Genomic DNA, 22782 nt, shown 5'->3' with positions numbered 1-22782 from the left:
TGTTAGAAACTCAGTTAGGAGAAATGGTTTCAACTGAAGATTATCAACAGTTACAAAAACAGTTAGAACAACAACTAGAAACAGTTCAACTGTTAGAAACACAGTTAGGCGAAATGGTTTCAACTGAAGATTATCAACAGGTGCAAAAACAGTTAGAACAACAGTTACAACAACAAGAAGTCACTGTTTCTGAGTTAAGACATCAATTAGAACATCAAAACGTCTCAATGGCTGACTTAGAACATCAACTCGCTCGTATACCCGAACTTGAAACTCAACTCGCTAATAGTATTGCTTCGGTAACAAAACAACTGAATTCTGGAGTTTCCTTAGAACATTCTCCGAGTCCAGTTCAAATTCATCAGCAACCCCAGCCTATTTCTCATCAGTTGAATACAAATGTTGGGTTAACGGACTCATCAGAAAGTTATGGAGCGTTAAAACAAAAAATAGAAGAACAGGAAAAAACCATCAACAATTTGCGACAAGAAATGAGCGACTTAAGACGTCTAGCAACCATTGCAGAATCTCATTTAGGAAGATGGCGTCATAACACTTTCTCCCATTAGATTGTTTAGTTTAGGGTGCAAACTTTGCACCCCTAGATCTAAAAAAATCTCCCGCCAGTTTGGTATAGCCGTGAGCGCTCGTAAATAATCCGTCGTAAACGACGGGGCTTTAAACCTGTTTTTCTTGGTAAGTTGTAAACCCGCTCCCGGCTGATTAATTTTAGCGGTAGAATTATCAAAGGAACTGGTATTGATTGCAAGTATGGCGATCGCCTTGACGCGGCGGACAGATTAACTTTATATTAGAGTCAATCAATAGCTTGGGTGTAATCATAGCAGAATTAGCTCTATTTTTGCTCTGATTGATGATTACTCAATCTTCTCTATATTTCACAGTGAATGAAATCCTTACAACAAAGGAGATTGAGTAAAAAGCGTTCTAAAAGTTGGTGAACTATGTGGTGAACCGTTCACCTTCCAAGCCGTGCCTCTAGTTCAGCTACTCGGTCTTTGAGAAACTGATTTTCAAGTCGCAGCTTGGCTAGCTCGTTTAACTCCTGTTCATGGTTGATGACTTTTCTATAAATCTTGTCGCTGGTAGAGGCGTCCATGTATCTCTGATAGCTGTTAACGTGTTCTTGAACAGAATGACCCATCCATCTGGCTACATCATCAATTGCGACACCTAGCTCATGCGCTCTGATGGCGTAGCGATGTCTGAGACTGTAAGCCTCATTTTTGAACCCGTAGGCGATCAGTTTTTTTCCTAGCTTGTTGACTTTGTTCTCATAGTTCCTGGCATTGCAGGGGAACGGCTTAGGATTCAACAAATCAAACCGTTCAACCCAGTGAGGATATAGAGGATAAACCAGTCGCTCTCCAGTCTTGTTATCCTCTTCTACTCTGAATTTGTGAAGCTCATTATCGGGACTGGTAAAAAAATCAAGGTGCTTCTCAATCCCAATGAAAATTTCTTGAGTTCTCAGACCGTAGGTGGCGATCATCCCAAACGTCCAACCAATATCATCCGGCAACAGGTCAAACGTCATCTCTATCTCTGTATCAGTTGGCAAAATTCTAGGGACGGCTACAGGTCTACAAATATATGGCTTCACTTCAATTCCCTCTTGTTTGGCTAACGCTTTGATTACCCTGATTAAATTGGCTCTGGTGTAGCTGTCAGGCGAGGTTGACCTTATCCAAGTTTCAATGTTTTTATCCGTAAAGCAGTCTGAGTCGGGCATTCTCTTAAAGTAAGCCTGATAAGAAGTCTTGAATGTACTTAGCTTCTTGCGAGTCTGAGGCCGATCGCGCCAGTAGTTCTCCTCAAAGTCAGCCTTAATCTCACCCATTGTTCGGTGTTGAGGTTTGGTTTTAGGCTTAACTCCGTACATCTCCCAATCAAATGTATTTAGCTTTAACTGAGTTGTGATTTCTAATGCTTTAGTCTCTGCAATCCTCACCCCTTCTAAGTCAGCAGGCGCTATAGAAATCTCATAACGCTTTGTTCCTTCTGGGGTTGTTTCTCCAGGTTTACAGGGTAACGTTCCCCTTAGATACAGTCGGTTTTTTCTGCGCTGAATTGTTAGCTTACTTCCGAGTGCTTTAAGACGTTCATTTGACTGCAAAATAGCACTGTTAATCTGGCTGTCAACCTCTCGGAGAGACTGACAGGCTTTGTTATTCGGTTTACGTCGGGTCATTTTTCTAGATGTCTAGTGATGTCTCTTTTTTCTAGTTCTCGCTTGGCACTCTCAATTTGTTCTTGCCACGTGTCAGCTATTCTTGTTAACTCCTCATCAGTCAACTCTTGAAATTCTGACTTCTTAAATATGCTTAGGATTTGCTTGAAGTTTGGATCATTAGGAGTCAGTTTGATTTTTTGCTGTTTAGCTAACCGCTTAACCCGTTGTACAGGTGTTTCAGTTTGAGGTTCAAGGAGTAGTTCAGGCTGTGTATGTTTTGGTTTATCAGGTATGGGTTGAATATCCCCACAGAGCGCCTCAAAAATCTCAATATTCTCGGGCTTAACGTTCAATTCCCCATTCGGGTGTTTGACTTTCCAAGGCACATCATCAAGGTAAGACCGTCCGAGAAGAGTCGCTTCGCCTGTATAACTGGGATGCTCAAGCCAAACAATCGACTTGACATCCTTATTTAGATCCTCTTTAACAATTTTCTTGAGCCATTTCTTCTTCTGGTCAAGGGTGTATTTTGCGATCGCGGGTTTGGGTTGCGGTTCGGATTGGATGGACTGACTAACTTCTACAATCGGTTTCTCAGGGAGGGGTGAGTCAGGTAATTTTTTTTCTGTGGGAGTTGAATTAGGTAAATGTTGATTTAACCCCGCACACCCCGCACGGCCTTCTGTAGTCGGCGTTTCAGGTAGCCCTAAATTGCTCACAGACTGTTTTTTCTGAACCCGCACAGACTTGGTAAGGTCTTGTTCATGGGTAAGAATTGCATCATCTAGCCCATCTATTCTCAGTCGGATACCAGAAATACAGGTTACTGGCCCTGAGACAGAGAGTCCTGCTCTTGTTCTGATTCTCTGTACATTCAATCCCAATACAGACTGACAGATTTCTAATAATTCTGGAGAGAATCTGCTGTTAGACAGAGGTTGTAAACCCGATCTCTGACAATATTCCTTGAAAGAATGGTACAGGGTTCCTGTTTTTTCTCCATCACCAACGGGAGTCGTAGCAGAGGCATCGCTAATCACACAGTCATTGAGCCAAGCGGCGAGAGGCAAGCATACTATTTGAGATTGCCAGGACTGAAGTTGACATTCTGGGATATCGCCAACTCCCCTTAAGGTCTGAGTCACAAAATCATCATCCAAGCTCAGAAGATAATTTGTGAATGCGGCTAGCTCTGGTTTGAATTCTGCTCTGAGGTCGCGTCTGTCTCTATCTGCAACTTTGGCATTCATCGGAACAGGGATTATCCGACGTTTCCAACCATTGCCTTTAACCCCTTGTGCGATTGGATGCTCTGACACGAGCATTGCCATCCCGGTAAACCTAAACTGAAAACCGGGTTTACCCTTCTGTTCACCAGTGAGGTTGTTTCCCCCTACCAGCTTCATAATATTGCTGATGTTTTTGGGGAGGCCTTGTTCATCTGAGAACAAAACTAACCGTTTTTGATAAGCCCTAATCGGTGTGAAACGGTTAGTACAAAACTGCTCAACCCCTTCGTCAAGGATGTTATTCTCTCCAACAATGTCGGTAACTAAATTGCTGTAGGTTGTCTTTCCACTTCCGCCCAAACCTGTCAGGTGCAGCATTTTCTGTATGTCAGAGCGTCCTTTTAAAACGGCGTTGGCAAAGCAGATAAGCAGGTTTTTAATGACTGGACTTCCTTGTGAAGCCTCATCCAACCAAGCATTAATCTTGCTCCAATTTTGGGCTAATGGGTTATATTCACGGGGAAGCGTCCAGGTCAAATAATTGAGCGGGGAATGCTCAACAAACTTCCCTGTAGTAATTTCCAACACTCCGTTATGATGGGGTAAAACCTCGTCAGGACTGCGTTCTGTCCATTTCCTTTTGATAATCCTTGGGTCAACTCTTAGGGCTTCTACTACCTGTTTAACGTAGGTATGAGTTCTGAATTTAACTCCTTTTCCGGTCAAGAGTTGAGAGATAATTGACTCAATATAGAGGTCATCTTCAGGACTCCAAACGCCTTTATCTTGAGCTTCATATCTCATCCATATTTTGGCTTCACAATTGAAGGCTAATTTGTTCTCATACTCTTCTGCAATCTCTCTAGCAATACTTACTTGAGTCGGGGTTTTACTGTCTTTAGAAAGTTGTCTTTCTAAACTACCAAGATGCTTCTCTTTCCACTGCTCAATCGTCTCAGTGTTTCTTAATACTTTGTTTTGGAAGTCATCAAAGCCATTCATTTGGATATAATCATCAATCCCTTTCCCCTCAGCTTCCTCCCACATTCCGGTGATGCTGTAGACGGGAACGCCAAACAGGGAGAGTTGATCAGCGAGTTTGATTTGTGCGTCAATTACGCCTTTTTTCCTAGCACAATCGGCATCAAACGCTATGATAAATCCAAACCCTGCTCTTGCAAAGCGCTCTAAAGTATCAACTAGATATCGCTTGCCTTGGGGGTCACTTTTGGCTGATGTGAGTCCCATCTCTACACCCAGTAGGCAAATAGTCGGGACTCCATGAGAGGTCAAGGATATTGCTTTAAAAAAGCCTTCTGTGACCACTAGACAAGGATAGCCATCAATTTGATAGCATTCATCCTTTAACGCTTCTAAGTCATCCCAGAAGCGTTTTTTGTCGGGATGAGCGGGTAACATGGCGTCGTACCCGTCTTCATCCTTGCAACTGCGGTACTTGGGTTTTTTACCGTCCTGAGAGGCCCAAGCATCATCAGGTTTGAACTGTTCTTGATAACCATTCCCACTGAGCAAAATTCCATCTGAGTAGGCTTTGTATCCCAGATGCTCTGTAGCTGTTCTGGTATCAATACTCTTGCAGTTGACGGCTACCCAGTCGGGGTTTAAGCCTCGTTTCTGAACTAATTCCCGGTAATGTTTGGGATTGAGTTCAGCTAATTGATTGACCTCTAAACGCCTTGTAAAGGAGGCAACCATTAGCATACCTCCTTTTCTATGCGTTGTAAGTTTACAGATTGTTTAGCAGACAGCTTGAATACTTTGCCGTCTCTGTTGCAGACTTTCCACTGACGGTCTAAGTCATGGATGAAGATTCTATCCCAGCCCGTCAACGGTGACTTCAGCAGTTGGTCTAGTCTCTGCCTGTACTGGCAGTGATTTTTAGAAAAGTCTTTACTTCGGAATGATTCTGAGTTATTATTCATTTGCGTAAAGCAATTGACCCATCGCTCCCAATCCCGCGTACAGAGCAATGGGTTTTTGCTTTACAGAACAACAGGCAAGGCACGGGATTGAAGTCTTTAAGTCTCTGACCTCCGCCAACTAGGGAATGAACTACGTTCCCCCCGCCTCATTTGTCTGCGAGTAATCTCCTTATAGAAATCACTCTTTCTGGTGCAGACCTATATGAGTTAATTTGCCCTCACGGAATAAACAAAAGCAGCGTATTACCTGTTGTAAGTTCTGTACTATTTTTATTGGATTTGAGCGGCGATGTCAATCTAGTTAGTAGTGAATGTTGTGATTCTGTGTTACGCCTCTTAAGACGTGTTCAGTTTTGTGCAGTTTTTACCAGATAGGTGTCACCTATCTAGCGAGTCTCTTACCATCTCTCAGGGGTACTACAAATCACCTCTGTACTACAGGTTTTGAGATGAGCTTGCGGTTTTGTGGAATTTTTACCACAGAGGTTAAACCTTTCTCGCGGGAGAGTTGATAATTTTTGAGAATGTTCAAAGTCAGGTGTTGTGCTACAGCAGATTGGAGCTTGAGCAGTTTTGTGCAGTTTTTACCAGGAAGGTTCACCTTTCTAGCGAGACTCTCACCCTCTCACGGGCTTTTGTAAGTTTGTACAGTTTTTAGCGGAAGGGCTATAATCGTTCCTGCGGAAAAACCCACAATTTTAGCGGGGTTCTGAGTCACCCAAAAGCGATCGCAAATCTGGGGATTCAACCGAGGTGACGTCAATCTTCAGTTCAGCCTCAAAATAAACCCGTTGATATTGGCTTTCTCCCCTGTTGCTGTAGCTATCGGAACTTCTAGCAGATTGATAACGTTAGCACGGGCTAACAGGTCAAAGAAGGCTTTCCAGTTCTCAATCTCTTGTGCAGTTGCAGTCAGTCGGATTTTGGTTGTCATGGTTGTCTTGATGATATTGGTAAGCTTTATCAGAGGGAATCAAGAGGTTAGGGTGAATTTTGGCTATCTGATCGCCAAGCCTAACCTCATAGAAAATATCAAAGCGGTTAGCACTGGCTGAGATGTGGTAGCCTTCAACAATTCCATCAATCAGAGTTTTATTTGTGATGTCAAGGTACAGTACAGGCTGACCAATCTCAAACACTCTATAAAGAGGCTCTATACAGAAGTCAGTGGCGAAACATATTGCATCCAGTAGGTGATCTAGTGCGAGTTCTTTTTCGGAATCCATGAGCATCTGCAATATTGTTTTCTACCCAGTCCCAGAATTGTTGTTGATTAGAAGGGTATGGGGTCATCTTCTTCTCGTTGATACTCTGGTGTGATTGAACGCCAAAACTTTTTAAGCAGCCATTTTTCTTCCCACCAATCGTCTTTACAATCTCTGACCATCAACTGAAACCAGTAAACCCCTGGCCAATAATCAAAGTCAATGGTGAATTGAAAGTGAAGTTCTAAATTTACAAATCTAGAATTTACATCGTGTTTGTATCTATAAATCTTGAGCCTTACGGGCGTTTTCATTGTTCAACCTCCAAATAGTCAGCATGGTCTTTCTTGAGTTGCTCTAGAACCTTCTTGCCTTGTGAATACTGACGGCCTTTGAATCCCATCATATCCTTGATGATTTTAGACTCACTAACGCCGTCTTTAATGGCATCCAAAACCTCATCAACTTCGTCATCGGTTACAGAGTCAGTTCCGCCTGTAACTCCAGAGTTCCGGGCTGTGTAACCGCTATCGTCTGAGGGTTCTAGCAGTTCCGGGTTGAGGACTGCTTCGGCTTGTAACTTAGCTTGGTTGACTTCTCCCATCATCATTTGAACGATACCGAGGTTACGCAGTTGAGCCAGTTTTAAGTGTGAACTGGCATCAAAGGTAAACTCGCGTTTCTCTTGTTCGTTGAGAGAGTCTATTTTAGGCTTAAGGTGTTGCAGTCTGTCAGCGCATTTTAACCCAATAACAGACGCACAAAACCCAAAAGTAAGGCTTGACCATCGGAATGTTTGATGCCAGTGATTCTGTTTGGGATTGGGGGTAAAGAACGGGGTTGCAATGACAATAACTGTGGCAACGGGAATGATACTGATTGCTACATTGTGCAGGACGTTATACAAACTGCGGACGTGTATTGAGTCGGGTTTTGGGTTAAGAATGTCCATTATTTACTTCTCTTCTATCTCTATTTGAGAAATATGAACCTTCACAATTCCTTCTACTGCTTTCATTGTTTTTGAGTCTTCATCTAATCCCTCAGCACAAGCCCCTAGATAATGCTTGAATCGTTCGGTCTCATCTGAAAAATCAGGTCTGTTTTTCAGATACCACTTGTTATACTTCATTTGACACGGATTATTTTCACTCATTCTAAAACCCTGAAATATATTGCAGTAAACCACCAACCAATAGACAGAATAGGGTACTGAGTGGTAGTAGCAGTGTGAGGAAAAACTTGTCATTTAAGCTTTCTCTCTGACTGATGATTCCGCCTATCCAGCACCCAAAGATGAACACGGCAACAAGACAAGTGAATAGGGTGAAGTTTCTGGCTTGATGATTGAGTAAACTACCCAGACCTAAGATGCCAGATGTACTAAGGGCAAGAAGTGCTAGTGAGTTGATGCGGTAAAGTCCTATCATGGAATGATGAATGTCTGAGTAATGCCCCAATCGGTTCAGATTGGGGCGTTGAGCAAAAGCCTAGACGTTTACGGTCTGATAAGCGGGTTGACTGAGCATAGACTCTACTGAGGCAATAGCTTGGTCAGCCCAATCAACGCTTTGTTGATAACCGGCTCCTAACGCTGCATATTTTGGGCGGGTACGTTGCAGGCTTTTGGCGGTTGTTTTTTTGTAGCCTTGAACCCGTAGCTCAAACTGGTTTTCATTGCGGAACATATACTGATTCCAACGGTTAACCTGTGCGGTTTCATTGAGGATTTTCTCATGCAGTCGGGCTACTTTGCGGGTGGCTCGTTTTTCTTCTTTGACTTCATCTAGGGACTGTTCTAAGAACTGCACGTCTTCGGGTTTGAAGGCTTTGGTTTGATTGTGGGCTGGCAGTTTCCGGTACACGTCCCACACTCCTGTTGGGCAGTTATTAGGAGTGACGGCATCAGGTAAGGATTGACGAAAAATGTCGGTTTCTTGCAGGTTGTGTTCGCCTTTGATTGGGGCAACTGTACCGCCTTGAGAACCACCGCTTAACCATGTAATTGCTGACATTATTTAACCTCGTTTACTAGGGTTGATTTGACGGTCTGACCACCTACCGACAGGGACGGGATTGCTTCTGGGAAGTTGACTTGAACGAGTAGAAATCCTGTGATGAGACTGACGACTAATTCTAAGAAAAAATGCTCTAGGATTCCTTTACAGTATCGGGGTTGTGTTCGGTTGAATCGTCTAATTTGATTCATTATCCTAATCTCATTAATTGCTCTAATTGCCTGCTATGGCTTTCGGTTCCGGTGAACCTGAAAGCTGTTGAAACTTCCCCTCATAGGCTTTCCAAATATGTTCGGTGTCGGGAATGAAGTTACCAAGTTTGTTGAATGTTTTCTCTACGGTTAGAATGACAATTTGTTGGGCAACGGCGTCACTGACTTTATCGGATGTTTGGTCAATGAAAGGCTGGAAGATCTCCAAGCCATTGCTAGAAGATTTCTGGCTAACTGGCTCGTTTGAGTTCTGAGAGGATATCCTCTCCTTGTCTTTCTGATTCATCAGTCAATAACCTCATTAACTTAGGGATATTTTCAACAGCGCTATCACGGTCTGTCATGGTTTGAAGTTGCCTAAACTCCCACAAAACTTCTGCTTTTGGACGATCATACCCGCGTCGCTTTTTCCAGCTTTCAGGCAATAATTTTAATGCTCTAAGTAGTGCTGTATCTCGTCTGCGAGTTGATTCAGAGATAGCCAGAAGGTTCTCAAGGTCTTTGTTTGATAACCACCAAATAGACTCAGGAAGGACGTCTGACAAACGTTTTGTGGCTTTTAGGTAACTGGCATCCATGATTCATCTGTACATCGTTCACGCTACGAGTATCACTATGACACACCTTGCATGATTAATGTGTGAATATGACTGACGAGTGACTGAATTGTTACAATCTGATACACAATAAACCCTAATATTGAGTCAATATAGGGACTAAGTGATACATTAACGGCTAAGTTATGACTATAAGGAAAGATGAACGTCTATTGATAGCAGCCATAGGAGAATATTACTTAGATCTCCTTAATATTGATGCGTGGATAAATCAAAGGGCAAGAAGCACTCAAGCCAGTAGCTTGCTCTGTTCTAAACTCATGCAGAGGGAACCCATCATAAGAGAACGTGTTGCTTATCTCGCCAAGAAGAGGGGTATCAGTTCTGATGAGATGTGGTTTCAAATTTTAAGAGGAACTGCGGAACGTATAGACAACAATGAAATAACATTCCCAGACGGTAACGAGTTAGACATCCAGGAAATAAACAAAGGGTAAACGCGATCGCACACCTGTTAACCTGAGAACAGTTCTTTCCAATTGCTTTCCCCAATAAGGTGTGATGCTTGCCCCTAGCCGTCATGGTTAGGGGTTTTACTTTGGGCTATTTGCGATCGCAACTGCTCAACCTCAAGCCTTGCTTCTTCTAGTTCAGTTCTAAGACGTACATTCTCTCTGACAATCCTTTTGCAATCATCCGAGTTCCAGGCAAAATATCCCATATCTAGATGCCTGGCAAAAGCTATAATATCTTCCTTGAGCTTCTCAGGGACTCGAATAGCAACCGTTGGACGGTTCTGCCACATAGCCTTTTGCAGTCCTTTGGTGTTGGGATTAGGATTAGCCATAAATCAATGTACGCTGAAAGGTTGCTTTATCATATCACCGTACATTGATAGATGTAAAACAACATTCACCCCTAGCCGTCATGGTTAGGGGTTTTTGTTTTCACAGGTTGCCAAAATAGGGTTTAAGCATCTCAAAACTATGCGAATCAATGGTTTCACAGGTTCACAAATTCCTTTGTTTGAGGAAATTGTATTAGCAATTAATCACTTTAACTATCAGCCAACCGTTCAATAGACCTGATCAACCTGCCTGCTGAGTTGGCCGTGTACCCCCTCTCCCTTTTCAGTTTTGGGACTGTGTTGGCTAACCAATTTTCCAACTGTATACACCTGTCTACACTACTGTTAACACTGTCTACTCCTACCTGTATACACCTGTCTACACCACTGTTAACAGATTGCCTGAGTGTTTCCAGTTCTTCACTCAGGCGTTCAGCTTTCCCATGCGTTGCTCTAACTCCTCAAAACGTTCATCCAGTCTAGTTTGTAGCTGTTCTAATTCCTCTCTTATATTAGGGGTGTCTACACTGTTAACAGAGGTGTATACAGTGTCTACAGTTCTGTTAACAGGGGTGTCTACACCTTGACTGATGGACAGTAACAATCTCTTAGCTGCAAGATTGAGACTTTCACCGGGATGACATTGCTCTCTAAGCCAGTCCAAGTCACTGTTTGAGAGTCTAAAGCTAATCATTTCACTTGCCATGTATACACCTGTCTACACTACCTGTATACAGTGTATACGGTAGGTGTCTACAGTGTCAATACTATCTGTTAACAGGTGTCTACACCCTACTAGCAGATAGACTGGATTAAAACATCATTGGCCATGTTGAAAGATTTAAGTTACGCCGCCTTCGGATTGTTGGTGATGATTCAGAAAAAGTTTGGCGATCGCCCATTCCTTCTAAAGGACGTTCTCAACCGGGGTGAGTCTGCCAGTTCAACTAAGAGACTGTTGAGGGAACTGGTAGATGGAAGTTTTCTCTCATCCGGTCAACTCAGACAATCAGCAACAGGTTATTTTTCAGTCCCAAGTTACCGACTGATTCAGTCCCTACCTATCTCCTTTCTGAATGATGAGGCAACAGAGCAGTCCGTTAGAGAGGCAGTAGAACTGAGACAGTAGAAAAATTAAAAGTTAAGCATAGAGGTTAAGCACCCTTCTGTTGAGGGGTGTTTTTACTGTGTGCGGGATGGCAAACAAAGAGATGTGCGGATTGTGTGCGGGTTTAAAACTCCTTCTGTATATAGCTTGTGCTGGGTGTGCGGGTTCTACTTTATTTAAACGGGAAAGAAAAAAACAAATAATTGAAGAGAGTTACTAGAGAGTATATTTACTTACCTCTTTTAATGTTGATGGTGAAATCAAGGGTTAACTCTCTGGGCCTGGACACCACAAAAAAAGCCCTCACAGAGATGGTTAAAACTGTGTTTTGGTGAACCCGTTGGTGAAACGTGAAGGACAATCAATGGCAGAGAGTTGTCAAAACCTTCTCCGTACAGTTGTTATAGGACAAAGTAAGGAGAGAAGAAGAAGTTGATGATTACTCAATCGTCGCGACAACTTCCCCCGTTTGCGAAGTATCATAACCTCCCAGGGCGGTTAGTTGGGAATGTAAACGCGGATGTCCGAGCGTATTCAAAAGTTGTTGAACTGGAGTTTCAGCTAAATACTCTTTGAGAACAACTAAATCATATCGTGATTTATGCAGAGGAATAAAACTGAGTCCAAAAGCACTAGCAACGGCTTGGGTACTGACACCAACATCTGCATTTCCACTCACCACCGCTCTAGCAACAGCAACATGATTATTCACAACAGAATTAAATCCTTGAACCGCAATAAATGGAATTTCAGCTTTTTGTAATAAATATTCTAATAATTGACGACTTCCTGAACCGATTTCTCGATTAACGATAGTAATATTAGAGTCAGCCAAATCAGCAACCGTTCTCAATTTTTTCGGATTACCGGGCGCGATTAGTAACCCTTCTTCCCAAACCCCTAAATTAATCAATACCGCCCTTTGATTGATCACCGCTTCTCGAACAAAACTAACATTATAAGAATCGGTTTCCGGGCTGTAAAGGTGCATTCCAGCGATATGAACTTCACCGCGACACAACCGTTCTAGAGCATCCATACTATTGGCAAAACTCCAATACACCCGCAAGTTAGGATACCAATATTCTGCCACTCGCGCCCACAAAGACAACACCGGAGTACAACCCGCCACCGCTACCGTTTGATTAATCGTTTCCGGGGGAGTCCACAGTTTTACCTGTACCGGAGCGTTTTCAGTTTGTCCCCAACCCTCGCCATCGGCGGGAATCATCTCGGTACGAAAGGCATCCTCACCCAACAACGGATAAGCCATCAACTTTCCCCCAACTCGCGCCAAGGTGAAGCGAACATCCTGCTCTAGGGGAATAGCCTGGGCGGGGGTTGCTTCGACTCGCAGACAGTCTTCTTCCAACCAGAATAAATCTTCCACCTGACACCCCAAAGCCTTGGCTAACCGCAACGCAATCGTCGCAGAAGGGGCATATTGTCCAGACTCCACACCGCTAATGGTTTGGCGAGAAACCCCCACTACTTTGGCTAAATCTTGTTGACTCAAACCCAAGCGGGTACGGATTTGTTTAAGGCGATTTTGTAGGTCGTTGTCCTGCTTCATTTTCCTTCTGCTCAAATCCAGCCGAAACTCAAACCCTCTCACAAACTTTCAATTAGTCTACTGGTATCGTGACAGTTCCCGCAAAAAAAATTGTATCTTTCAATACGCAAGTATTTTTTACACTGTGCTTAAATACTTGCATAATGTCAGATGCCTCCTAGATATCAGGACAAATCCCACGAAAACTTCGTGCTTGAAGTCTTGATTCTAGAAATTGGTGATAAGTAGCGGAATGAAGAGTCCACTGGCTGTTGAGCAGGTTCTGAGTGCCGTTTGGTCAAATCTTGGCAGCCAGTTCTTTTTTTATTGCAGATTTAATTCCAGTTTTATTCCCAAAACTCTTACAAACATTGTCTAAATTCAACAAAATTTTCGAGATAAAAATTATGCTACTTTGGTTTGAAGTTCTAGGTTATACGGTTTTATTAGAGCGAGAAAGTTCATTCAGAATATTAACAGAGCGTGAAACTGAAAGCGAGGTTATTTTGCGCGATCGCCTTGCTCAATCTCTTAGAAAAATTAATCCTCATGTCTCTGAACTCGCCCTGCAAAAAGCTATAAAAAAATTATATTTTTATGATTGTAAAAATCAGATTAACAGCCAGACTGAAACTCTGCAAAAATATCTAACTCAAGGCATAGATGTGTCTTACTATTTTAACGGTAAATTTGTTTTTACAAAGGTTAAAGTGATTGATTATACTCATCCCTTGAATAATGATTGGTTAGCTGTTCATCAGTTTAGTGTGACTGCGGATAATTGGTATTATTCACCGGAAATCGTTATTTTCATCAATGGTTTACCACTCGTTGTCATTGAGGTCTGTCGATGCTTAAATACAAGGGCAATTGGGAGTTTTTATAAAAATATTTTAATTTACAAAGAGAAGATAAACAAACTATTTTACTATGCTAAAATTATGATTATATTTCAAGGAGATCAGGTTATATTTGGTCAGATAAATCAATCTCTGGAGCAATTTCAAGTTTGGTCTAACGCAGAAAAAGAACAAAGCTTATTCGATTGGAAAAATACCAGAGTAGGATTTATTCAAGACTATTTTGATAAACGCTATTTTCTGCATATATTGAAAGCATCAATTCAAGCAAAACCTCTCGGACGAGAAACTTTGACTCAACTGATTGAGAATCATCAGTTTTCAAATCGCTTTTCGGAAGAAAATCTGATAAAAACATCAAAATTATTGAGAAAACCTCAACGAAAAAAACGACTTTTAATTCCCGTAAAATCTAAAATATTATTGAAACGAACCCAAATCAAAAAGCTTTAAGAGAAAATAAAAAAAGATGATAAGGAGAGAGTTTTTAATTAATTTAGTTAGTGCCGTCACCTTTATTTTATTCGTTTCTAGTGTTTGATTCGGTAGTCAGGCTAAATATGTATTTGAACAGCATAGCTATCAACTTGCCCGTTAACCCCCTATTTTTTGTGTGAGGAGAGAATCATGGAATTTTTAGTGAATGCTTTAAATATTAGCAGTTCTAGTCCAGGTGAAACCCTACCTGATGGTTTGTATACGTTGCGTTTATTTGCAAGTGATGAATTTGGCAATACAACCACTCAAGAATTTGACTTTACTTTAGCTGTTGAAACGCTCTTTTTTATCAGTGGTGAAATTCCTCAAACCGAAGGCTTTAGTGCAGCAGATTTGGCACAACTTCCTCGTCTGACTATTGAAACGAGCGATCGCGGAACACCTGCTGTCTACGAAGGTGTACCTTTAATTGAAGTTTTACGACAAGCAGAAGTGCCTCTTGGTGATGAATTACGAGGCGAAAATATGGCATTATATTTAGTTGTAGAAGCTGCCGATGGCTATCGGGTTGTGTATAGTTTACCCGAACTTGATCCCACCTTTGGAAACCGCACTATCTGTAAAAACTGGTAACTGATAACTGATAAACTGTAAACTGTAATGAACCCGCCCCTACACTTTTCCCTCTTGCAATCTTGCAATCTTGCAATTCCCGCCTTTTTTGTGCTATAGTATTAAACTAATAGCTTGCAAGTCGAGCAGTTTACCCTAACTGTTCGCTTTCAGTTGAATTCAGTTTTTGGATTGTTGCTCAATTTGTAGAGTCGTTAACCCTTGTTCTGGTAACTGACATGACCTCTTCTCCAACTGTCGCCCCCAGTCGTTCCAGTCAAGTTACCCGTCAGCCTTATCCCAACTATAAGGTCATTGTTCTGAACGACGATTTTAACACCTTTCAGCACGTTTCTAACTGTTTGATGAAGTATATTCCCGGAATGACCAGTGATCAGGCTTGGAAACTCACCAATCAAGTTCATTTTGAAGGTCAAGCAACGGTTTGGGTAGGCCCCCTGGAACAAGCTGAACTTTATCATACTCAACTTACTCGTGAAGGGTTAACGATGGCACCTCTAGAAAAAGCTTAACGTTTCGAGTCGAGTATCCCGCTTTCAATCATTAATTTCGGCCAGACTAACAAAAAATATCCCATCCAAACTAAAATCGGAATTGCAATAATAACAGTTAACCAAACGGTTTGACTGAAGAACCAACTTCCCGCAATTATAGAAATTCCTGTTAATAAAATCGACCAAGGTTGACACCACCAAGGCTTATAATTCCAGGGATTAATCGGTTGAGAGTCTTCTGTTGACATAGCTATCTTTTCAACTCAAGCTTTTAACTGGGTAACGAGATGAGTGAGTTCAGGAAGAATCAACTTTTCCATCGCTAATTTTACCGCATTCGTTGAACCCGGAAGCGAAAACACCAACGTTCCCTGACAAATCCCTGCGACTGCCCGAGAAGCGATCGCCCGTGATCCAATTTCAGCATAACTCAAACTGCGAAAAATTTCACCAAATCCCGGCAAGATTTTCTCAAAAATCCTTTCTAAAGCATCATAAGTCGTATCTCTCGGTGCAATTCCAGTTCCGCCATTAATCATCAACGCATCGAGATCACGACGTTGACAGAAGCCTAAAACTTTCGAGCGAATTTCCTGGGGTTCATCCGGAAGAATCAGATAGTCTTGAATCTGATATCCCGCTTTTTTCAGTAAAGATTGAATCAACTGACCACTTTTATCAGTTTCAGGAGTCCGAGTATCACTCACCGTAATCACCGCACAATTAACGGGAACATCAGAAGCATCGGGATGAGGAAGGGGTGGGTTCATCGTCAGGTTTCCGACTGGATGATGTTATTGTTTGATATCAGGTGAAACGGGAAATGAAGACCTTTCCCGACTTCTCTAACAGCAAAATCAAGACTTGCTAAATTCTAACCCATTCGCCTCAGCATAGCGTTCCATAAACCGCATAAACCGATCCCACTCTTCCTCAGAGTTCATTAAGTAAAACGCTTCGATAGTTTCCGGTTTCCCGTTGACAAACTTCGCCTTCACCTCGCGGGTTAATAATTCCCCTTCCTCATCAATTAAATACATCCCCGTGATTTCTTCAGGAAATTCATTGGAGAGGGCGTCGGGATCGTTAAAATAAAAAGTCGCCGTTCCCTGACTATTATCGCGAGAACGAGTTAAGCGAACATCTGGAATTGCCTTTTCATCAATTCCCCGTGCAAACTGAATTGTAGCCATAATTTCACCAACAGATTTTAAACAATTGTTAAATTTCCACCCTCCATCATAAAACGGTTTGGGCATCTCAAGCTAGATGCCCACAGAAATTGAAGATAAATTTCTCGAAACTTTTCCCAACCTTAGACAATATACTGAGAATCAATCGGTTGGGCGCGGTTGAGGGCGACTAACGTTTGATATAAAATCGCTGCAACCTCTCCACGAGTAATATCCCGTTGGGGAGACAATAAATCCCGACGCGGATAATTCACCACGATGCGCTTTTCCGTTGCTGTCGCCACCGCATCCGTTGCAAAACTGGGAATTTGGGCGCGATCGCTGTAAGCTAGTAGAGAGCTAGACGTTCCGCCTGTCAGCTTCAAGCCATTGATTAACGACACAATTGCTTGGGCGCGGGTTAAATTTTGGTTCGGGCGAAACGTTTCATCAGGGAAGCCTGCCAGAAACCCAGCGCGGTTAGCTTTCTCAATCACCGCTTTCGCCCAAAAATCCGCCGCCACATCTTTAAAACTCGTTCCGGGGCGAATGGGAGTGAGTTCAAACGCCTTAGCTAATAATGCCGCGTGTTCAGCACGAGTTAAACTATTATTGGGTCGAAACGTACCATCCGGATAACCACTAATAATCCTTAAATTGACTAACCCCTCAATAAACGCTTTCGCCCAATGAGTGCTAATATCTTTTAAGCTACCGTCTGGAGTGGGTGTGGGAGTCGGAGTTGGTGTGGGAGTCGGAGTTGGCGTGGGAGTCGGAGCATCATTATTGGCATAATCAATCTCTCCTTTCGTGCGAGTCGGGTTAATATCGTTTCCGACCGAGATCAGCTTAAACTTACCCGCATTCTGCACATCATACTTACCATTATCGCGGAAAACGTTCCCACCCGGATCTTGACTATTACCTAAATCGGGAAGCGAATCTGCAATCACTGTTAACCCGTCTTGTAGGTTCTTTTCAATGATATTTTTTCGTAAAACAGGTTTACAACTTCCCGAAAGAACTAATCCCGTGCGATTTCCCGAAATCTCATTACTCACAATTAACGGCGCCGCTTGGGCTTGTACGGCAAGCGCATATCCAGTATCTTGAAACTTATTACCGCGAATCTCTCCCTTGGCATTTCCCGCTAAAGCAATTCCATTCCCAGCATTTTTAGAAAATACACTATCGAGAATTTCAGGAATTGCCGTTCCGGTAATAAATATCCCTTCCCGCTTGGAATTAACAAACGTGCAATTCGCAACCGTACAATAAACTGATTCTATCCAAGTTCCTGTTCCGCGAATTTGATCATTTGTGATACTAAATCCTCGCAGGACAGAATTATTTTCCATCCGAACCGTCATATTTTGAGAGGCGGCGCTGGGACTGGTAAAGCTACCACTTCCAGTAATTTGAGTATCCTTACCTTTTCCCGGTTCATTCCCTAATAACGTTACACCAGAAGGAACTAATAAAGGAAATATTTCGCCATTAGAAGCAGTATAAGTTCCTGGTGCAACTTTCACAACCGTTCCGGCTTGAGCTTGTTTGAGGGCTTTTGTAATCGTTTTAAACGGACTCGACTGAGTTCCGGAATTTGAATCATTTCCTGTGGTTGAATTAACGTAAAGAGTCATAACTGAAGCTGTGGTAAAATTCTGAACGACAACATTAACATTTCCCTCGATGCGATTTCCGTTGACATCATTGCCAAACGAAGCGATCGCTACTAGGCTGGTATTTTGTACATCAAATCCGCCATTTTTGCGGAAGGTATTACTCCCCGGATGTTGAGGACTCCCCAAGTCCGGTGTAGAATTTTGAGTGATCACAATCCCATCACTACTGTTATGTTCGATGGTGTTGCGACGCAGAACAGGTCGTGCATCACCAGAAATCAACACACCTGTGCGATTTTCAAAGACAGCGTTATCCGTCACTTGCGGGGCTGCATCCTCTTTGACAGAAATCCCATATCCGGTATTTTGAAAGATATTTCCCCGTACCAGTCCGGTGACACGTCCTTCTATCGACAAGCCATAACCTTCGTTGTCGATGAACAGATTATTGACAATCTGCGGACTTCCCGAACCTGTGGCGTAAATCCCTTGCCGTTTGCTGTGAGTCAGAGTACAATCAGCGATCGTTACCGTTGCAGACTCCAACCAAACGCCTGTTCCCTGCATTTGGCTATTGCTAATCGTAACGCCCCGCAATTGAGCATCATTTTCCAGCAATAGCGTTATATTTTGCAAGCCTGCACTCGGACTGAGATAGTGACCACTACCATCAATCAAAATTCCGCTTCCTTTCCCCGATTCGTTCCCTACAACGATGACTCCAGGGGGAATCTTTAAGGGAAAAATCTCACCTGTAGCAGCGTTGTACGTTCCCACCTCAAGTTGTACTGTTGTACCGGCTTTTGCTTGAGATAGGGCTTTTGTCAGGGTCTTCAAAGGCGCTGATTGACTGCCCTCACCCTGATCATGACCCAGAGCTGGGTTGACATATATCATTGTCATAGCTATGCTGGCTACCAAACCATCTGCGCTTATTCTAAAAATCTGTTACACCCCTGCTAAACGCTGTTCTGGAGAAAATCAGGATTCTCTTCAATCTTTTTAAGAGGTCTTCAAATTCTTCTAGAATCATTGAGGCGATTCCCTCTGGGACGCTACGCCAACGCATCTTGTTTACTGGCAGGTCGGGTTTTTAGTAAACGCGATCGCAGATTCTAGTCACTCAGTCATAATGAAAATACAGACATCAGTTCAAAGCCTACATTAACAATTCTAGTAATTATTGCGATCGCTTTGCTCTTCCCCCAAGTGGATAATCCGAATTTGAGCATCTGGGTGATGGGTTTTTAGGCGATCGCAAACCCTAATTTCACTTGCATCAACTTCAAAATACTTACTTTCAATATTAGAACTGCAATGAGGTTCTACAATTTCCTAACCTCTCTCTTTAAGAGGCTTTGAAATACCTAGAGACTTTGCAATTAACTCAAATCCCTGTTCATCTTTGTACTGCTCAATTTCTGTTTCTAATCCCCGCAACCTAACTTTTTGCCATGATGAACTGGCATGATGATGTTCTCGAATGAACTCATTGGGCAATGTATATAATTCTACTTCGCTGCTTCCCTCCGAACCATTATGTTTACCATAAAACTTACCAATATTGAGAAATACAACGACTAGAAAATCAAACGAATCAAGGGTTTTATCTTTCACAGGAAAACCTCGATCACAATCTGTCGCATATCGACTTTTGACCTGAACCCTAGCTTGTGACAGTTCAGTATTTTTTGGCTGATGGCGAGGATCGGGATGAATACAGATTAGGTCATATCCCTCATTGTTTGGTGGTGCTTTATATGCCAAGATGTTACGCCTCATTAAATACCCCATAACCAGATACTCCGAACTAGCAGAAACGACGGGTAATCTTAACCATTGCCGTTCTTTTTCTTGCATACTGTCTCTAAAATCACTCACGCTTCAAATTTTAATGAACCAATCTGTATCCACTTCCACAGATTCAATCATTGTTATTTTAACACCCAGACCTAACTCTTTTAATCGCTGAACTAACTGTTCACCGTCGATTAAATCAATAGGTGGTGCGCCATCTCTCGTCGCTTCTTTAACGGCATCTCTAGTAAAAGTGCCAGTTGTAATCAATAATCCCTTATCTGTCCGTCCTTGCATTGCCCCTCGAAAATCTCGAATTTGACCTGCTGTTACTGAACCCTGATAACGTTTGCATTGAAAGAGAACATGAAAACTTAGAAATCCGTTAATCCGAGCAATCCCAACACCATCAATTCCGCCATCACCCGACTTGCCTGTAATCTGTACCTGAATAAAACCAGATTCGCGTAAAAGACGCTGTGTTAAACGTTCAAAAGCAGAAGGTTCTAGCGAGAGTAATATCTGATGTAGGTGTTGATGCCAGGTTAGTTCTTCTAGGGTTTCAATTTCCTCAACTGTCTCATCTAAAGGAATAGCTTTATTTTTGCCAGCATCTCGAACCGCTTTAACAATTTCCTTCGCATCCAATTCATTGAGATTAATGGAAGTTGAAACTAAAGACCATACACCGCGTGCTGAATTTTGCAACAGTCCATATTTCTTTAGATAGGTTCGACTCCATGCGAGTCTGTATTCTACCTTGCTTTGGGATGTGTTTCCCTGAGAAATTTCTAACACCTCATCTGGTAAATTGAGAAGTTGTACCACTTTGTCATAAATCTCTTCAGTTGTACCAGACCCACCCAATATTTGCAAAGCTTGAATTGTGGGCAAGAGCATTGAGTCAAAGGTTGGAACTGAGGATGGCGATCGCTTCATATGAAAACGGGTGACTCGATTTATAAAAATACAGCTTTGTTCAATTATTCAAATCATATCAAGCCTTGGGGTTGAATACTTCACTCGCTTTGCTAAAATTAGAAAACCCACACCATTCATCTAAATGTTAGTATGGGATTTCCTCCTGTTTCCCTATCCTTAAACTCACTCAACTTCTGATGTTTTCAGATCTGCAAAATCATTGGAGTGCGTCGTGCATTCTCAACTTAGCTGAAAAATCCATTATTCAAGGCTACCCTGATGGTCGGGTTTATCCCAATCAGGGGTTAACTCGCGCCGAACTTGCAGTATTAATGGTGAAGGCGTTTCCCAATCTCCCGTTAACCCAACCAACGCTGAACTTTTCCGATCTTTCCCCTCAGCATTGGGCTTACTCAGTGATTCAAACGGCTGTTCAAAAAAGCTTTTTTCGCGGTTATCCCGATAATACTTTTAAACCGGATAAACTTGTCACTAAATTACAAGCGATTTTGATTTTAACAACCGCATTCATCGATCAAGAACCCTACGCACCCCCGTGTATTTTAAGCCGATCTTTTATTGATGCAGCCGAGATTCCTAACCCCGCTAAACCCTTAGTTGCCCAAGCTACCTTAACCGATTTAGTCGTTAACTATCCCAATCCCAAAACCCTAAATCCCAACCGCAATATTACCCGAGGAGAAGTTGCTGCTTTATTTTGTCAAGCGTTAAATTTGGGCGGGGTTCCCACTGAATATATTGTTGAACTCCCACTGCTTTCTGAACAACGAGTTAATTATACTCCCTTACAAACTGCATTAATCAATCAAAATTGGATGGAAGCTAATCGATTAACTTCTAATTTGATTCTTGATTTGGAAGGTCAAAAACAACGGGGCTATTTAATCGCAGATGACACTAAAAATTTACCCTGTTTGGATATCCAAACCGTTGATTTGTTGTGGCTAAAATATTCTCAAGGACGGTTTGGTTTAACCATACAAGCGGACATTTGGCGCAGTTTACAAGGGAAAAATTATGAGGATTCACTCCGCTTTGAACAAACCGTAGGATGGAACCAAACTCAACCTGTCTTTGATTTAGCAACAGCCCCCAAAGGACATTTACCCCTGCGTCCTGCTCTGACAGAAGGGATCATGAATGCTTGGGGTGGTGGATGGATTCAGGCGATTTCTCAGCGACTTGAAGACTGTTGTCGCTTGTCGGTTTCTGCGATAACTTTAGATTCTGGGGAATAATGCACAACTTATGATTTTTGTCAAATTTCCCCTGTTTTCTGTAAAGGATTGTAACGAAAACCCGTGCGTCGTGGAGAGCGTTTTTAGGCGGATTTGGGAGAAACCGCAAAGGAACAATCAGGGTTTGGAAGGGGTAAAATGCCTATAACGTAGAACAACACTTTCGATTTTTAAAATCATACCAGAGTCGCAAACCCTTGTCAACTCGTGAAATAAATGAGAATAATTTTTGATAAGCCAGAAATGTTAAATTTTATAAAGGGGACTAATTTTAAAAACCTAAACAGAAGTCGAGGGATTAATGAGTTAAAGTTATAATTCAGGAGAAACTCTCAAGCTGAGATACTATTCATTACCGAAGTTGATCGGAAAGCCCCAGCCTTTAGGCATGGGGATGGATAGCGAACAATTAATATTGTTATTCGGGGAGTTGTGTGGTAAAATTATACCATGTTAGTTAGAGAAGCTAAGTTATTAAACGGTTCCAAGTCTCAATACTCAAGACTTGATGATGCCATAAGAACTGCTCAATTCATCAGAAACAAGGCAGTTAGACTATGGCGAGATGAACGGGATGTAGATAAATCTCGTATTTCTCGCCTCTGTAAAGAGTTGGCAAAAGAATTCCCTTTTGCTAATAAACTTAACTCAATGGCACGTCAAGCTTCTGGTGAAAGAGCTTGGAATTCAATATCTAGCTTCTATCGTCGTTGCCGTG

Annotated in this window: 24 protein-coding genes and 2 pseudogenes; 8 read left to right on the top strand and 18 right to left on the bottom strand. The window is 42.3% G+C overall.

Annotated features, from left to right (window positions below; genetic code table 11):
- Positions 1–569 (top strand): annotated as a pseudogene (locus VB836_RS09130) (hypothetical protein); the annotation flags it as partial.
- A 410-nt stretch (positions 570–979) separates the two neighbouring features.
- Here VB836_RS09130 and VB836_RS09125 read toward each other — a convergent pair.
- The 9 genes from VB836_RS09125 to VB836_RS09085 all read right to left on the bottom strand — a co-directional run bounded on the left by VB836_RS09125 (position 980) and on the right by VB836_RS09085 (position 9379).
- Entirely contained in the window at positions 980–2212 is a 1233-nt protein-coding gene (locus VB836_RS09125) for a site-specific integrase (protein ID WP_323219077.1), read from the bottom strand.
- A complete protein-coding gene (locus VB836_RS09120) occupies positions 2209–5139 on the bottom strand; it encodes a phage/plasmid primase, P4 family (protein WP_323219075.1) in 2931 nt (976 codons plus the stop codon). The genes VB836_RS09125 and VB836_RS09120 overlap by 4 nt, the downstream gene beginning before the upstream one ends.
- Before the next feature lie 993 nt (positions 5140–6132).
- Complete coding sequence (locus tag VB836_RS09115) at positions 6133–6300, bottom strand: hypothetical protein (RefSeq protein ID WP_323219074.1); 168 nt, start codon at positions 6298–6300, stop codon at positions 6133–6135.
- A 339-nt stretch (positions 6301–6639) separates the two neighbouring features.
- A complete protein-coding gene (locus VB836_RS09110) occupies positions 6640–6885 on the bottom strand; it encodes a hypothetical protein (protein WP_323219073.1) in 246 nt (81 codons plus the stop codon).
- Positions 6882–7523 (bottom strand): hypothetical protein, encoded by a 642-nt coding sequence (locus tag VB836_RS09105; RefSeq protein WP_323219072.1) that lies wholly within the window; start codon positions 7521–7523, stop codon positions 6882–6884. The genes VB836_RS09110 and VB836_RS09105 overlap by 4 nt, the downstream gene beginning before the upstream one ends.
- Before the next feature lie 3 nt (positions 7524–7526).
- A complete protein-coding gene (locus VB836_RS09100; RefSeq protein ID WP_323219070.1) occupies positions 7527–7727 on the bottom strand; it encodes a hypothetical protein in 201 nt (66 codons plus the stop codon).
- Between the two features lie 334 nt (positions 7728–8061).
- On the bottom strand, positions 8062–8586 hold the full coding sequence (locus VB836_RS09095; protein WP_323219068.1) for a hypothetical protein: 525 nt from the start codon (positions 8584–8586) through the stop codon (positions 8062–8064).
- A gap of 216 nt (positions 8587–8802) precedes the next feature.
- Positions 8803–9009: a hypothetical protein gene (locus tag VB836_RS09090; protein WP_323219066.1), complete on the bottom strand. Its 207-nt coding sequence runs from the start codon at positions 9007–9009 to the stop codon at positions 8803–8805.
- Positions 9010–9031: 22 nt separating this feature from the next.
- Positions 9032–9379, bottom strand: coding sequence for a hypothetical protein (locus VB836_RS09085; protein WP_323219065.1), 348 nt, complete (start codon positions 9377–9379; stop codon positions 9032–9034).
- A 164-nt stretch (positions 9380–9543) separates the two neighbouring features.
- On the opposite strand from VB836_RS09085, the gene VB836_RS09080 reads away from it, so the two are divergent.
- Entirely contained in the window at positions 9544–9855 is a 312-nt protein-coding gene (locus tag VB836_RS09080; protein WP_323219064.1) for a hypothetical protein, read from the top strand.
- 74 nt (positions 9856–9929) lie between these two features.
- Here VB836_RS09080 and VB836_RS09075 read toward each other — a convergent pair whose 3' ends face one another.
- A complete protein-coding gene (locus tag VB836_RS09075) occupies positions 9930–10205 on the bottom strand; it encodes a hypothetical protein (protein WP_323219063.1) in 276 nt (91 codons plus the stop codon).
- A gap of 424 nt (positions 10206–10629) precedes the next feature.
- Positions 10630–10911 (bottom strand): hypothetical protein, encoded by a 282-nt coding sequence (locus tag VB836_RS09070; RefSeq protein ID WP_323219062.1) that lies wholly within the window; start codon positions 10909–10911, stop codon positions 10630–10632.
- 123 nt (positions 10912–11034) lie between these two features.
- Here VB836_RS09070 and VB836_RS09065 point away from each other — a divergent pair, with 123 nt between their 5' ends.
- Positions 11035–11334 carry a hypothetical protein gene (locus VB836_RS09065; protein ID WP_323219060.1) on the top strand — a complete coding sequence of 100 codons (300 nt, stop codon included), beginning with the start codon at positions 11035–11037 and terminating at the stop codon, positions 11332–11334.
- Between the two features lie 418 nt (positions 11335–11752).
- Here the strand turns inward: VB836_RS09065 and VB836_RS09060 are convergent, their stop codons facing one another.
- Positions 11753–12886 carry a substrate-binding domain-containing protein gene (locus VB836_RS09060; protein ID WP_323219059.1) on the bottom strand — a complete coding sequence of 378 codons (1134 nt, stop codon included), beginning with the start codon at positions 12884–12886 and terminating at the stop codon, positions 11753–11755.
- A gap of 386 nt (positions 12887–13272) precedes the next feature.
- Here VB836_RS09060 and VB836_RS09055 point away from each other — a divergent pair, with 386 nt between their 5' ends.
- From VB836_RS09055 to clpS, 3 genes are all read left to right on the top strand, one after another.
- Positions 13273–14178, top strand: a complete 906-nt coding sequence (locus VB836_RS09055) for a type I restriction endonuclease (protein ID WP_323219057.1) — start codon at positions 13273–13275, stop codon at positions 14176–14178.
- A gap of 174 nt (positions 14179–14352) precedes the next feature.
- Positions 14353–14796, top strand: a complete 444-nt coding sequence (locus tag VB836_RS09050; protein WP_323219056.1) for a hypothetical protein — start codon at positions 14353–14355, stop codon at positions 14794–14796.
- Positions 14797–15014: 218 nt separating this feature from the next.
- Positions 15015–15308 carry an ATP-dependent Clp protease adapter ClpS gene (clpS, locus tag VB836_RS09045; protein ID WP_323219055.1) on the top strand — a complete coding sequence of 98 codons (294 nt, stop codon included), beginning with the start codon at positions 15015–15017 and terminating at the stop codon, positions 15306–15308.
- Here clpS and VB836_RS09040 read toward each other — a convergent pair.
- The 6 genes from VB836_RS09040 to VB836_RS09015 form a co-directional block, all read right to left on the bottom strand.
- Complete coding sequence (locus VB836_RS09040) at positions 15305–15538, bottom strand: DUF6737 family protein (protein ID WP_046279351.1); 234 nt, start codon at positions 15536–15538, stop codon at positions 15305–15307. The two genes, clpS and VB836_RS09040, sit on opposite strands and share 4 nt — an antisense overlap.
- A 15-nt stretch (positions 15539–15553) precedes the next feature.
- Positions 15554–16060, bottom strand: a complete 507-nt coding sequence (locus tag VB836_RS09035) for a MogA/MoaB family molybdenum cofactor biosynthesis protein (RefSeq protein ID WP_323219054.1) — start codon at positions 16058–16060, stop codon at positions 15554–15556.
- Between the two features lie 87 nt (positions 16061–16147).
- A complete protein-coding gene (gene psb28, locus VB836_RS09030) occupies positions 16148–16483 on the bottom strand; it encodes a photosystem II reaction center protein Psb28 (RefSeq protein ID WP_323219052.1) in 336 nt (111 codons plus the stop codon).
- Positions 16484–16605: 122 nt separating this feature from the next.
- Complete coding sequence (locus VB836_RS09025) at positions 16606–18990, bottom strand: DUF1565 domain-containing protein (protein WP_323219050.1); 2385 nt, start codon at positions 18988–18990, stop codon at positions 16606–16608.
- 432 nt (positions 18991–19422) lie between these two features.
- Positions 19423–19947 (bottom strand): hypothetical protein, encoded by a 525-nt coding sequence (locus VB836_RS09020; RefSeq protein WP_323219048.1) that lies wholly within the window; start codon positions 19945–19947, stop codon positions 19423–19425.
- 24 nt (positions 19948–19971) lie between these two features.
- A complete protein-coding gene (locus tag VB836_RS09015) occupies positions 19972–20784 on the bottom strand; it encodes a restriction endonuclease (RefSeq protein WP_323219046.1) in 813 nt (270 codons plus the stop codon).
- 218 nt (positions 20785–21002) lie between these two features.
- On the opposite strand from VB836_RS09015, the gene VB836_RS09010 reads away from it, so the two are divergent.
- On the top strand, positions 21003–22064 hold the full coding sequence (locus tag VB836_RS09010) for a GUN4 domain-containing protein (protein ID WP_323219044.1): 1062 nt from the start codon (positions 21003–21005) through the stop codon (positions 22062–22064).
- Between the two features lie 450 nt (positions 22065–22514).
- Positions 22515–22782, top strand: a pseudogene (locus tag VB836_RS09005) (RNA-guided endonuclease TnpB family protein); the annotation flags it as partial.

Source organism: Limnoraphis robusta BA-68 BA1 (assembly GCF_034932365.1).
Classification (GTDB): Bacteria; Cyanobacteriota; Cyanobacteriia; order Cyanobacteriales; family Microcoleaceae; genus Capilliphycus; species Capilliphycus robustus.
The sequence above is the reverse complement of the archived record's forward strand: the minus strand, read 5'-3'. Positions and strand labels throughout refer to the sequence as shown.